Genomic DNA, 12964 nt, shown 5'->3' on the forward strand with positions numbered 1-12964 from the left:
CCATGCGGCCGCGCGGGCGGCGCCGGCCCGGCTGGCGGGGGCCTCGGGCGGCGCGCTCAGCCAGCCCGCGTCGGACGCGGCGTCCATCGGGACGCTGTCCGCACGCTGCGCGTCGGTCAGGTACGCGATGAACGCCTCCTCGAGCGTGCCGGCGCCGCGCATGCGCACGAGTTCCCCCGGCGACGCGCTGGCGAGCACCCGGCCCGCGTGCATCAGCGAGATGCGATCGCAGCGCTCGGCTTCGTTCATGAAGTGCGTCGAGATGAAGATCGTCACGCGATCCTGCCGGGCGAGCTCGATCATCAGCCGCCAGAAGTCGTCGCGCGCGACGGGATCGACACCCGACGTCGGCTCGTCGAGGATCAGCAGTTCGGGCTTGTGCACCATCGCGACCGCGAGCGACAGCCGCTGCCGCATGCCGAGCGGCAGGCTTTCGGGTAACGCGTCGAGTACGCCGGTGAGCCCGAAGCGCCCGGCCATTTCGTCGATCCGCCCCGGTACGTCCGCCTCCGGCACGCCGAACAGGCGCGCATGCAGCACGAGGTTCTGCCGGACGGTCAGCTCGCCATACAGCGAAAACCCCTGCGACATGTAGCCGACCCGCCGGCGCGTGTCGATGTCGTCGGCCGCGACCGGCTGGCCGAACAGCGTCGCCGTGCCTTCGGAGGCCGGCAACAGGCCCGTGAGCATCTTCATCGTCGTCGACTTGCCGCAGCCGTTGGAGCCGAGGAAGCCGAAGATCTCGCCGCGCCGGATTTGCAGGCTCACGTGATCGACCGCGACGAAATCGCCGAACCGCATCGTCAGCCCGTCGGCCTCGATCGCGTAGCCGGCGGCGGGTTCGGGCTGAAACGGCGCGATCCGGATCGGCTCGTGCCCGCGCCGCTGCGCGTCCGGGAGCAACGCGACGAATGCGCCTTCGAGCGTGTCGCACCCGGTGCGGGCCAGCAGCTCGTCCGGGCTGCCGGTCGCCAGCACCCGCCCGGCGTCCATCGCGATCAGCCGGTCGAAGCGCCGGGCTTCGTCCATGTACGCGGTCGCCACCAGCACGCTCATCGCCGGGCGGGCGGCCCGGATGCGCGCGATCAGTTCCCAGAACTGGGCGCGCGACAGCGGATCCACACCGGTCGTCGGTTCGTCGAGGATCAGCAGGTCAGGATCGTGGATCAGCGCGCAGCACAGGCCGAGCTTCTGCTTCATGCCGCCGGACAGTTTGCCGGCGGGGCGATCCAGGAACGGGTGAAGGCCGGTGCTGCGCGTGAGCGCGTCGATCCGGCGGCGCCGCTCCGCCGCATCGTGGCCGAACAGCCGTGCGAAGAACTGCAGGTTTTCCTCGACGGACAGCGTCGCGTAGAGGTTCCGGCCCAGGCCTTGCGGCATGTAGGCGATGCGCCGGCACACGCGCGCGCGATGACGGCGCGACGCCAGGTCGCCGCCGAGGGCCCAGACGCGCCCCTGCTGGATCGCGCGTGCGCCGGACACGAGCGCGAGCAGGCTCGACTTGCCGACCCCGTCCGGGCCGATCAGCCCGACCATGCGGCCGGCCGGGATGTCGAGCGTCACGTCGTCGAGCGCGGCCTTGTCGCCGTAGCGCAGCGAGACGCCGGACAGCCGCGCGACCGGCGCGGGCGCCGGCGGCGTTTCGGTCGCGCCGGCACCGGTATCGGCCGGGAGCGCCGATTTCATTGCGGCACCTTGATCGCGAGGCGCGCGGGCCACGCGGCGTTCGGATCGACCTTCAGCCATGCGACACCCGGCAGCCCGGTCTTGACGAGCTTCAGGTGGCGCTGCAGCAGGTCGCGGTCGATGCGCGCCTTCACCCGGAACATCAGCTTCTGCCGCTCGGTGGCCGTCTCGACCGTCTTCGGCGTGAACTGCGCGGTGCTCGACACGTACGACACGCGGGCTGGAATCACGTATTCGGGCGCGGCATCGAGCACGATCCGCACGTCGGCGCCGAGCGGCACCCGGCCGACGACCGTCTCGGGCAGGAAGAACGTCATGTAGACATCCGACAGGTCGACCACGTTGAGCACCTTGCCGCCGGCCGGCAGCACCTCGCCCGATTCGGCCACGCGATACTGCACGCGCCCGTCGCGCGGCGAGGTCAGGTCGCTGTCCGAGATGTCGGCCTGCACGCGCGCGACGGTCGCCTGCGCGGCCGTCACCGCCGAGTGCGCGGCGACCAGCTGGGCCCGGGTCGCGTCGATCGCGGCCTGGGCAGCCTGCACCTGCGCACGCGCGGCATTCACGGTCGCCCGCAGGCTGCCGGCGCGCGCGCGATCGTCGTCGAGTTCCTGCATCGACGACGCACCGTCGCGCGACAGTGTTTCGGAGCGCGCGAGCCGCCGTGTCGCCGCATCCAGTTCGCTTTCCCGCTGGACGACGACGGCCTCGGCCGCCGCCTTGTCGCTGCGCCGCTGCGCGACCTGCGCGTCGATGCTCGCCGCCGTGTTCACGGCCTGCGCCTCCCGGGCGCGCGCCTCGTCGAGCTGTGCCTGCAGGACGACCACGTCCATGCGCGCGAGCGGCTGCCCGGCCTTCACGAAGTCGCCTTCGTCGACGAGCATCGCGGTGACGCGCCCCGGCAGCTTGGTCGCGACGTCGATCTCGGTCGCCTCGATGCGGCCGTTGCCGCTCACGAGGCCGGCATCGGCCTGCCCGTCACGCCAGCGCGTCCATCCGAAATACGTGATGCCGATCGCGAGCACGGCGACGCCTGCCCCGATCAGAAGAGGGCGCTTGAGGGTTTTCATCGTGTGGAATCCGGATTCGTCGATTCGTTGGTCGGTCGCGCGAGAGCCGCGTCGCCGTCGTGCGTGGCGCCGCCGAGCGCGCCATACAGCGCGACGCGGCTCGACAACAGCGCGCGACGCGTCATCACCCATTGCTGCTCCGCGTTCATCAGGTCCCGCTGCGCGTCGAGCACCTCGAGGAAGCGGGTCGCGCCGCTGTCGTAGCGCAGCTTCGCGAGGCGGGCCCGCTCGGCCTGAGAATCCAGCGTGGCGCGCTCGATACGCACCTCGTCGGCCAGCCAGTAGCGGGACGCAAGCGCGTCGGACACGTCGCGAAACGCGCTCTGGATCGTCCGCTCGTACCGCGCGAGCGCTTCGTCGTGCTGCGCGTGCGCGAGCGCGAGATTCGAGCGGTTGCGGCCGCCGTCGATCAGCGGCAGCGTCACGTTCGGGATCACCGACCAGACGCCGGTGCCGGACGTCAGCAACTCATGCAGCGCGCTGCTGCCCGAGCCGATCGAGCTCGTCAGCGCGATGCGCGGAAAGAACGCGGCGCGCGCCGCGCCGATGTTGGCGCGGGACGCCTGCAGTTCGTGTTCGGCCGCGATCACGTCCGGCCGCTGCGCGAGCAGCGACGAGGGCAGGCCGGGGGCGAGCGACGGCGCGACGGCGGCGTCGTCGAGCGCGAGCGGCGTGCCGGCCAGATCCGGCGGCGCACCGACCAGCAGGGCCAGTGCATCGGCCGCCGATGCGCGCGCCTGTTGCAACTGGGCGCCGAGGGATTCCGCTTGCTGCAGCAGGATCTCGGCCTGCGTCAGGTCGAGGCGCGAGATCGCGCCGGCCGCATGGCGAAGCCGGAAAATCCGCAGCGACTCGCGGCGCGTGTCGATCGTCGCGCGGGTCAGCGCGATACGCTCGTCGTACTCGCACAGCGTCAGGTACGCGTTGGCGACCGACGTGATCACGCTCAGCGTCGCGGCACGCCGGGCCGCATCGCTCGCGAGATAGCGCTGCAGCGCCGCGTCCTTCAGGTTGCGCACGCGGCCCCAGAAATCGAGCTCCCATTGCGTCTCGGCCAGGCGGACCTCGTAGGCCTGGCCGATGAACGGGGTGGGCGTGAGGAGCCCGCCCGGTGCGCGAAATCGCGCATAGGCCGCGCCGGCGCCGATCGTCGGCCACTGGTCCGCGCTGCGGATGCCGTAGACGGCACGGGCCTGTTCGACGCGCGCGACGGCCGCGCGCAGGTCGCGATTGTTGGCCAGCGCCTGCGCGATCAGCGCCCGCAGGCGCGCATCGACGAAGTAGTCCTGCCATGCGGGCACCGGCGCGGCCGCGGGCGTGGCGCCGGCCGACGGATCCGGAAAGGCGGCGGGGATCGGCGCGGCGGGACGCTGGTCCGGCGGGGCGAGCGACAGGCATCCGGACAGCAGGCCGATACCCGTTGCGAGCGCAACGAAACGCCCGTACCGGGAAGCTGCAATGCGGAACACGACGGGAAGCGCGGTGGCGCGCATGGAAAGCCTCGGCGAATACGGAAACGCGGGGTGGCGCCGCCTTGTGGCGTCGCCGCTTCGGGTTCACTTATATCCGACGATTGACGCTCCTACCCTTGATCTGCATCACTTCGGCGGGAATGCGTTTCGAGCGGTGCTTCGGTTGACAGGCGCGCCGGAACATGGCCCCGGGCCGGCGGGTTGCGCCGGCCCGACGCGGTCGCACGCGTCACGGCCGGTCGCCAGGGGCGAGGTTCAGCAGGACGGCGAACGAGAGGATGCTCAGGATCAGCGTGACGATCGAGTATCTGAAAACCCGCTCGTCGAACAGCATGCCGTGAATGATGCCGGCCAGCGATGCGAGCGCGATGAATACGCTGAGCGTCGCCAGCGAGATGCGGTATTGCCTGCGGTTCATGACGGTCTCCCGGGGAGCGGCTGTCGCAACGATACGAAGCGTGCGGGCCGCCACGAATGCCGCGGCGGCCGGGGACATGATCGCGTCGCACCCCGTCGCGCAGTTGATCTGCGTCAACGGAAAAATCGGGATCGAGTGTGCGCGAGTGCGGCTGCCGCAAGCACGGCGTTGATTGATCCTCGTCAAACCGCCGGCGCCGCCTTGCGCGATGCTGAATCCGGTGCGGCCCCATCGCCGATCGCGAATGTCGCGACCGGCACGGGCCGACAGGAGACGGCAATGAAGTCCGATGCAGCACTCAAGCAGGATGTCGAGCAGGCGCTGTTCTGGAATCCGGCGGTCGATGCACGGCGGATCGACGTCGACGTACGCGACCGGATCGTGACGTTGCGCGGCACGGTCGACAGCTGGGCCCAGAAACTCGAGGCGCAGAAAACGGCGCTGCACGTCGAGGATGCACGCGCGCTCGTGCTCGAACTGAACGTTGCACCGCCGGAGAACGCGTGCGCGGACCAGGAGCTGGCGATCGCGATCACGTTCGCGCTCGGCTGGCAGGAGGCGCTGCGCGATCACAAGATTCGCGTCGAGGTCGATCACGGTTGCGTGACGCTCGACGGTGAAGTCGATCATGCATACCAGAGCCGGGCGGCGGAAAAGATGGTCAGCCGGATGATCGGCGTCGTCGGCGTCGCGAACCGGATCCGGGTGCGCACGGACCACACGGTGCCGGACGTCGGCACGCGGATCGCCGAAGCGCTTGCGCGTCGCGCGCGGCGCGAATCCGCGGGAATTGCGATCGACGCGGCCGACGGCGTCGTCACGTTGACGGGCAAGGTCGCGTCGCTCGCCGAAAGGCGCGCCGCGTGCGGGGCGGCCGGGTCGGTGAGAGGTGTCCGGGAGGTCGTCGACCGGCTCACCGTCGGCTGACGGCTCGCCAGTGCCGTCCACTGCGAGGAGACGCAGTCATGAACCGTTCGAATTCCGGCCCCGGCCGACACCCTCTGCGCCACGACAGGCGCATGCAGCCGCATACGAAGGACAGTTACCGCGATCCGAAGCGGCCGAAGGGCGACAGGATCTGCGAAGGCTGCGGCGCCGTCTGCGACGCGGGCCGCTGGACGTGGTACGCGACGCCGCTCGACCGGCGCCAGCTCGAATGCCCGGCCTGCAAGCGCATGCGGGAAAACCTGCCGGCGGGCGAACTGGTGCTGCACGGCGCATACCTGTGCGCGCACCGGGCGACGATTCTCGACCTGCTCGAGCGCCAGGCCATTCTGGAGACGAGCGAGCACGCGCTCGAACGCATCATGGAAATCGAGAAATCCGCCGATACGCTCGTCGTCCGCACGACGGGCGTGCACATGGTGCGACGGCTGGGGGAAGCGTTGCTGCATGCGCATCACGGCGATCTCGCGATCCACTATCGCGACGGCGAGGACATCCTGCGCGCGCAATGGACGCGCAACGACGCATGAACGGAGGGGTGTCCGGCGAGCGGGCCTGATGCGATGAAAAAATCATTCGATTACTCCGGACTGCTGATCCCGTTCGTGTTTGCCGCGCTGGTGGCGTATCAGCTGCTGATGACCCGGCCGGCAACGACGTCGATCCCGTACAGCGACTTTCACCGTCTGGTCGACGCGCGGCTCGTCGACGATCTGGACATCGGCCAGTCGTCGATTTCGGGCGTGCTGCGCATGCCCGAGGCCGCTGCGAACCTGCCGGCCTCCGACGCGGCCGCCGTGAAGAAGGCCGGGCCGCCGTGGCGCTTCACGACCAACCGGGTCGCTGACGATCGCCTCGTCACCGAACTCACGGCCGCCGGCATCCGCTATCGCGGCGTGCCGGATTCGGGCTGGCTGGAAACGCTTGCCGGGTGGATATTGCCGGTGATCGTCCTCATGACGTTCTGGAGCTTCATGATGCGCAGGCCGGGCGGGGTCCGGGACTTCAGCGGCATGGGCAAAAGCCAGGCGCGCGTGTACGTGCAGCAGGAAACCGGCATCACGTTCGACGACATCGCCGGCATCGACGAGGCGAAGGCCGAACTGCAGCAGATCGTCGCGTTCCTGCGCAACCCCGAACGCTACCAGCGGCTCGGCGGCAAGATCCCGAAGGGCGTGCTGATCGTCGGTGCGCCCGGCACCGGCAAGACGCTGCTCGCGCGCGCGGTGGCCGGCGAGGCGGCCGTGCCGTTCTTCACGATCAGCGGCTCGGCGTTCGTCGAGATGTTCGTCGGCGTCGGCGCGGCACGCGTGCGCGACCTGTTCGAGCAGGCCCAGCAGAAGGCGCCGTGCATCGTGTTCATCGACGAGCTCGACGCGCTCGGCAAGGCGCGCGGCGTCGGCCTGATGTCCGGCAACGACGAGCGCGAGCAGACGCTCAACCAGCTGCTCGTCGAGATGGACGGCTTCCAGGCCAATTCGGGCGTGATCATCATGGCCGCGACCAACCGGCCGGAGATCCTGGATCCGGCGTTGCTGCGGCCCGGGCGCTTCGACCGCCACATCGCGATCGACCGGCCCGACCTGACCGGCCGCAAGCAGATCCTTGCCGTGCACACGAAGCGCGTGAAGCTGGCCCCGGAGGTCGACCTTGCCGAGCTGGCGCAGCGCACGCCGGGCTTCGTCGGCGCCGATCTCGCGAACGTCGTCAACGAGGCCGCGCTGCATGCGGCCGAACTCGGCAAGCCGGCGATCGGCATGGCCGACTTCGACGAGGCGATCGATCGCGCGATGACGGGCATGGAGCGCAGGAGCCGCGTGATGAACGACGAGGAAAAGCGGACCATCGCGTACCACGAGGCGGGGCACGCGCTCATCGCGCAAAGCCGCGTGCATTGCGATCCGGTGAAGAAGGTGTCGATCATCCCGCGCGGCATCGCGGCGCTCGGCTACACGCAGCAGGTGCCGACCGAGGATCGCTACGTGCTGCGCAAGAGCGAGCTGCTCGAGCGGCTCGACGTCCTGCTCGGCGGGCGCGTTGCGGAGGAACTCGTGTTCGGCGACGTGTCGACGGGCGCGCAGAACGACCTGGAGCGAGCGACCGCGCTGGCGCGGCACATGGTCATGCAGTACGGGATGAGCGCGAAGCTCGGCCTGGCGACGCTGGACGACGCGACGCCGCAAGGCGGTTCACCCGGCGTATGGACGCCGGGCGACGGCCGGTGCAGCGAACACACCGCGCAGTTGATCGACGAGGAGGTGCGTGCGCTGCTCGAAGACGCGCACGTCCGCGTCGCGGCGACGCTCGGCGAGCATCGCGACGCGCTCGAACGGATCGCGCGGTGCCTGCTGCAGCACGAGTCGATCGATCACGACACGCTGGTGGCGCTCATTACGCCGCCGGACGATCGCGGCGCGGCGCCCGAACCGGCGCGAGCCGATGCGGAGCCGGTAGCGGCCACGGACACGTCGGCCTGACCCGCGACCGGCGATCGGGCCGCTCAACAGCCGATGCAGACCGCGCCGTCGCGCAGTTGCGCGGTGTCGTCGGTGACGACCGACGCGAGCCGCGGATCGGGGCGGAACACCGTGATGCCCTTGAGCCGGTCGCGCCACGCCGCGAAGAACAGCGCGTCGACCTGCGCCAGCGAACATTGGCTGTCCAGCGTCACGGTCTTCGAGATGCCGGCGTCGACGCAGGGCTGGAGCGCCGCGAGCATCGCGACGTGATCGAGCGGTGCGATCTCGGCCGCGGTAGCGAAATAGTCCGGCAGCTCGACGCCGTCGCCGTGCAGCGCGCGAAACAGCCGGTAAGCATGGTTCTGCACCCGGAACGCGCGCACCTGCCCGTCTGCCGTGCGGACCATCCGGCGCTGAGTCCAGCCGACGGCCGGCTCGATGCCGTTCGAGCAGTTGTCGCAGAACGCGAGACTCACGCTGCCGGCCGGCGCGAACGACAGCAGATGGCTGTTGCGCAGCCCGTGCCGGTCAATCGCGTGATGCACCTTCAGCGGCAGCCGCATGCGGTAGGCGGGGCCGGTCAGGTAAGCGGCCGGATCGTAGGCGGGAAACGCGCCGCGCTCGGCGGCCAGCGCGGCCGATGCGGCAAACGCGTGCTCGCGCATCGTCAATGCGATGCTGCGCGCACATGCGCGCGCCTCGACGCTGTCGTAACGTAGCCGCAGCATCGTCAGCGCGTCGCCCAGGCCCGTCACGCCGACACCGATGCGCCGTGTCCGATGCGCTTCACGTGCGTGAGCGGCGAGCGGCCATGCGGTGAGGTCGAGCACATCGTCGAGCAGGCGCACCTGGACATGCACCGCGTCGGCAAGCGCCGCGAAATCGAATTGCGGCTCGCCGCCGATGCCGAACGGATGAAGCACGAACCGCGACAGGTCGATCGGCCCGAGCACGCAGCTGCCGTAGGGCGGCAGCGGCTGTTCGCCGCACGGGTTCGTCGCGTCGATCCGCTCGTGCTCGCGCAGCGGGTTCGCGTCGCGGATCGTGTCGAGGAACAGCAGCCCGGGTTCGGAGCTGTCGCGTGCGGCGTTGACGATCGTTTGCCACAGCTTGCGAGCAGGAACCGTCGCATGAAGGTAGCGCCCGTCCTGCCGCCGCGGCGACGCAACGTCGGCTGCGTGGCGCGGCGCGTGATGGACGAGCGCCCATGGCAGATCGTGCGCGACCGCTTCCATGAACGCGTCCGTGATGCCGACCGACAGGTTGAAGGTCGGCCAGCGCGATCGCCCGCGCTTGGCCGTGACGAACGCGGCCAGATCCGGATGATCGCAGCGCAGCACGCCCATCTGCGCGCCGCGGCGCGGGCCGGTGAACGGCAGCGTGCGGCACATCGCATCGAAGCGGTCGATCGCCGCGCAGGCGCCACGTTCGGACGACAGGCGGCGTTCGTACGCGCCGGCGGGCGGCACCGGCGAGAAGTCGTAGCCGATTCCGCCGCCCATCAGCAGCGTGAGCCGGGCGTCGTCGAGCGCCTGCGCGAGCGCCGCGTCGGTGCCTTGCAGCGGCGTCTCCACGGGAACCGCGAGCGGGTGGACGAAGCAGTTGATCATCGTTCCGCCTGCCGTCGAGCCGGCATTCGCCATGATGCGGCCGGCGCCGATCGCGCCGCGCTGCAGGTTCAGGAAGAACGTGCGCTCGGCCCGGGCGCGCAGCGCGGGCGGCTCGGCGAGTGACAGTGCACGGGCGACACGCTGGAAGACGGCCGCGCGCGACGTTTCGCCGGGCTGCGCATAGCGCTCGGCGAGCACGGTGGTGCAAAGCGGCTGCTCGTCCATGGCGGGGCTCGGCGACGACGGATGATTCACTGTAAGGGCCTGCCCGCCCGCGTCGTTGATCGAGCGCAATCCGGCGCGGTTGCGGCATCGTTTGACGGTCGTCAACGCGGTGCGAAGGGGCATGCGTAAGGTGGTGGCAGGGCCGGCCTGCGTCGATGGCCGGAACGCGGCACGGCCGCGGGCGGGCGCCGCGCAAGCCCGCGAATCGTGTCTTCCACCGACCACGCGCCATGACCGAGATCGTTACCGTCACGTTGAATCCGGCCGTCGATGTCTCGACGTCGGTCGAACATATCGTCGATACGCACAAGCTGCGCTGCGCGCGACCTAGGCGGGACCCGGGCGGCGGCGGGATCAACGTCGCCCGGACGGTTCACCGGCTCGGCGGCGACTGCGTTGCACTGTACCTGGCGGGCGGGCCGACGGGCGACGTGCTGACGCTGCTGCTCGAAGCCGAACACGTGCCGTCCGTCCGCCTGCGGATTGCCGGCGAGACGCGCGAGAACGTGTGCGTGACCGAGACCGCGACGGGGCGTGAATACCGCTTCCTGATGCCGGGGCCGTTGGTCACGGCCGCCGAGTGGCGCGACTGCGCGGCCCGCATCGCGGCCTTGCAACCCGCGCCGCGCTATCTCGTGCTGAGCGGCAGCCTGCCGCCCGGCGCGCCGGACGACCTGTATGCGACGCTCGCGCGGACGGCCGCGGCGAACGGCAGCCGGGTGGTCGTCGACGCGGCGGGCCCGGCGCTGCGCGCCGCCCTCGACGCCGGTGTCCATCTCGTGAAGCCCAGCCTCGACGAACTGAGCGCGCTGGCCGGTGAACCGCTCGACGAAGCGTCGGCATGCCGGAAGGCGGGCGAGCTCGTCGCGCAGGGGCGCGCCGACATCGTTGCGCTGACACTCGGCGCGCGCGGCGCATGGGTCGTCACGCGCGAGCGCGCGCTGCGCCTGCCGGGCAGGCCCGCGGCCGTGTGCAGCACGGTGGGTGCCGGCGACAGTTTCGTCGGCGGGATGATCTGGGCGCTGGCGCGCGGCGTGCCGTTCGACGACGCGTGCCGGTATGCGCTGGCGGCATCGGCCGCGTCGGTCGAGCATCCCGGTACGGCACTGTGTACACGCGAGGACGTCGAGCGGATTCATGCGGAACTGGTTGCGCAGGCACGCGGCACGGCCATGGCGCGAGGCGCGGCATGAGCTTGCGCGCGATCGTCTGCCTGCTGCTGCTGTCGTGCCTGCCGCGGATGTCGTCCGCCGACGCCGGCACGGTCGCGCCCGTGTCGCAACGCGTGCTGATACTCGTCTATCACCGGTTTGCGACGCAACGCGTGGATTCGATGACGGTGCGCACCGGGACATTCGTCGAGCAACTGCACGCGATCGAGGCGAGCGGCTACCGTATCGTGCCGCTCGCCGACGTCGTGCGCTGGCACGATGGCCAGACGGATGCGCTACCGGCGCGCGCGGTCGCGATCACGGTGGACGACGGTCACCGTTCCGTCTACGACGTGCTGCGCCCGCTGCTGGCGGCGCATCCGGTGCCGGTCACGCTGTTCATCTATCCGTCGGCGATTTCCAACGCCCGCTACGCGATGACGTGGGATCAGTTGCGCGCGCTCGGCCGATCCGGCGGATACGACATCGAGTCGCATACCTACTGGCATCCGAATTTCGCCACCGAGCGCGCGCGGCGCACTGAAGCGGATTACCAGCGATTCGTCTCGTTCCAGTTGGACCGGTCGCGCGAGCGGCTCGAGTCCGAAACCGGTCGGCCGATCCGGCTGCTGGCCTGGCCGTTCGGCGTCCATGATGCGCAGACCGACCGGCTGGCCGCTCGCGAAGGCTATGTCGCGGCGTTCACGATCGATGCCCGCCCCGTTCGGCCGACGGATCCCCCGATGGCATTGCCGCGCTATCTGATGACGGATGCGTGCGACACGCGATGCATGAACGGATTGCTGCAAACCGCCGGGGAGCAGCCGTGACCGATCATCGGATCGCGGGGTTACCGCCATCGTTCGCCGATGTCGTCTCCGTCGGGGTTCACGCCGGGCCGGATCCCGTGGGGCCCGCTGCACCATCGCTGCGTTCCTGCCGCGATTTCCGCCGGCCGGCACCGCGGGATCGGCCAGCCTGTACGAGCCGGATCGACCATGCCGTGGAATGACGAACGCTATCCGCCGTCGATGCGGAACCTGCCGCCGCCGGTTCGCGGCAAGGCGATCGAGATCGCCAACGCGCTGCTGCGGCAAGGGCGCGCCGAGGGCAGCGCGATCCGTATCGCGATCGTGCAGGCGAAACGTTGGGGGCGGGCGCATGCTGCCTTTCGCCCACGCGGGTGAGGGGCGGGGGCGTCAGGTCGATTCAGGTCGCGCTAGGCCCCGCATCGAGCCGGGCAGGCACGCGGGGCCGGCGTGCGTTCGACGGATGCCGCATGCAGCCGCCCGGCCAGCACGCACGCAAGCAGCATGGTGACCACGGCGATGCCGTGAAGCGGGTTGCGCAGGCACGACGCGACCTGCTCGCTCCTGCCGACGCCGAACAGGCACCACAGGCAGAAGTGTTCGCAGTTGTTGGTGAGCAGCCGGTAGCGGCATTCGCCGAGGCGCGAGGTTGCGCGCCGCGCCGCCTCCGTGCCGTCGTACGGAGCCCGCGCGTGCCGGACCATCGCGAGACCGAAACCGGCGCAGAAGTCGTCGAGGGAGACGACTTCGACCGGGCCGCCGCCCGGACTGCGTGCCAGGCCCGCGTAGTGGATCACGTTGCCGTTGCCGATGTAGATCCCGTGGTGAACGTAACCGGGGCGCCGGGTCACGAGGTGGGCGCCGACCGGAAGGTCGTGGTGCGGCGCGGCATCGTCGGCATGGGCTGTGTTCGGGTGAGTCATGGCCAGCTCCTGGAACTGGTGGCGGCCGTGCGGAACACTTGCTCGCGAGCCGCGGTACGCGTTGCATCCTGTCACGTCTCCAGTATTGGCGGCGGAACATGGCCGGACAATCAGCGCGGTCTGAGCTTGCTGTCCGACGTCGGGCCGCCGTGTCGGCGTTTTCCGACACGCCGCTCAATATTGGCTGACAGCCCGA

At 70.2% G+C, this 12964-nt stretch carries 12 protein-coding genes; 6 read left to right on the forward strand and 6 right to left on the reverse strand.

Annotated elements, in window-relative coordinates; all coding sequences use genetic code 11:
- From ABY44_RS01690 to ABY44_RS01705, 4 genes are all read right to left on the reverse strand, one after another.
- Window positions 1–1686: ATP-binding cassette domain-containing protein (locus ABY44_RS01690; protein WP_431640783.1), on the reverse strand; the 1686-nt coding region annotated here is incomplete at its 3' end.
- Window positions 1683–2756: an HlyD family secretion protein gene (locus tag ABY44_RS01695; RefSeq protein ID WP_027792315.1), complete on the reverse strand. Its 1074-nt coding sequence runs from the start codon at window positions 2754–2756 to the stop codon at window positions 1683–1685. The genes ABY44_RS01695 and ABY44_RS01690, both read right to left, overlap by 4 nt.
- Window positions 2753–4249, reverse strand: coding sequence for an efflux transporter outer membrane subunit (locus ABY44_RS01700; RefSeq protein WP_060172807.1), 1497 nt, complete (start codon window positions 4247–4249; stop codon window positions 2753–2755). The genes ABY44_RS01695 and ABY44_RS01700 overlap by 4 nt, the downstream gene beginning before the upstream one ends.
- Before the next feature lie 208 nt (window positions 4250–4457).
- The gene (locus tag ABY44_RS01705) at window positions 4458–4646 is read right to left on the reverse strand and encodes a DUF2964 family protein (RefSeq protein WP_027792317.1); all 189 of its coding nucleotides are present in this window, start codon (window positions 4644–4646) and stop codon (window positions 4458–4460) included.
- A gap of 279 nt (window positions 4647–4925) precedes the next feature.
- Between ABY44_RS01705 and ABY44_RS01710 the strand changes: the two genes are divergently transcribed.
- The 3 genes from ABY44_RS01710 to ftsH are packed head-to-tail and all read left to right on the forward strand — an operon-like array spanning window position 4926 to window position 8068.
- Window positions 4926–5573, forward strand: a complete 648-nt coding sequence (locus tag ABY44_RS01710; RefSeq protein ID WP_060172808.1) for a BON domain-containing protein — start codon at window positions 4926–4928, stop codon at window positions 5571–5573.
- A gap of 38 nt (window positions 5574–5611) precedes the next feature.
- The gene (locus ABY44_RS01715; protein WP_060082646.1) at window positions 5612–6121 is read left to right on the forward strand and encodes a BCAM0308 family protein; all 510 of its coding nucleotides are present in this window, start codon (window positions 5612–5614) and stop codon (window positions 6119–6121) included.
- A 33-nt stretch (window positions 6122–6154) separates the two neighbouring features.
- The gene (gene ftsH, locus ABY44_RS01720; RefSeq protein ID WP_060172809.1) at window positions 6155–8068 is read left to right on the forward strand and encodes an ATP-dependent zinc metalloprotease FtsH; all 1914 of its coding nucleotides are present in this window, start codon (window positions 6155–6157) and stop codon (window positions 8066–8068) included.
- A gap of 23 nt (window positions 8069–8091) precedes the next feature.
- Here the strand turns inward: ftsH and ABY44_RS01725 are convergent, their stop codons facing one another.
- Window positions 8092–9885: an adenosylcobalamin-dependent ribonucleoside-diphosphate reductase gene (locus tag ABY44_RS01725; RefSeq protein WP_060172810.1), complete on the reverse strand. Its 1794-nt coding sequence runs from the start codon at window positions 9883–9885 to the stop codon at window positions 8092–8094.
- Window positions 9886–10115: 230 nt separating this feature from the next.
- On the opposite strand from ABY44_RS01725, the gene ABY44_RS01730 reads away from it, so the two are divergent.
- From ABY44_RS01730 to ABY44_RS01740, 3 genes are all read left to right on the forward strand, one after another.
- The gene (locus ABY44_RS01730) at window positions 10116–11078 is read left to right on the forward strand and encodes a 1-phosphofructokinase family hexose kinase (RefSeq protein WP_060082643.1); all 963 of its coding nucleotides are present in this window, start codon (window positions 10116–10118) and stop codon (window positions 11076–11078) included.
- Complete coding sequence (locus tag ABY44_RS01735) at window positions 11075–11866, forward strand: polysaccharide deacetylase family protein (RefSeq protein WP_060172811.1); 792 nt, start codon at window positions 11075–11077, stop codon at window positions 11864–11866. Before ABY44_RS01730 ends, ABY44_RS01735 begins: the two co-directional genes overlap by 4 nt.
- Before the next feature lie 168 nt (window positions 11867–12034).
- Window positions 12035–12223, forward strand: a complete 189-nt coding sequence (locus ABY44_RS01740; protein WP_060172812.1) for a hypothetical protein — start codon at window positions 12035–12037, stop codon at window positions 12221–12223.
- 32 nt (window positions 12224–12255) lie between these two features.
- Here ABY44_RS01740 and ABY44_RS01745 read toward each other — a convergent pair whose 3' ends face one another.
- Window positions 12256–12768: a lecithin retinol acyltransferase family protein gene (locus ABY44_RS01745; protein ID WP_060172813.1), complete on the reverse strand. Its 513-nt coding sequence runs from the start codon at window positions 12766–12768 to the stop codon at window positions 12256–12258.
- Between the last annotated feature and the right edge of the window lie 196 nt (window positions 12769–12964).

The sequence above is a fragment of the Burkholderia sp. ZZQ-2 genome, assembly GCF_050768715.1.
Taxonomy (GTDB): Bacteria; Pseudomonadota; Gammaproteobacteria; order Burkholderiales; family Burkholderiaceae; genus Burkholderia; species Burkholderia cepacia.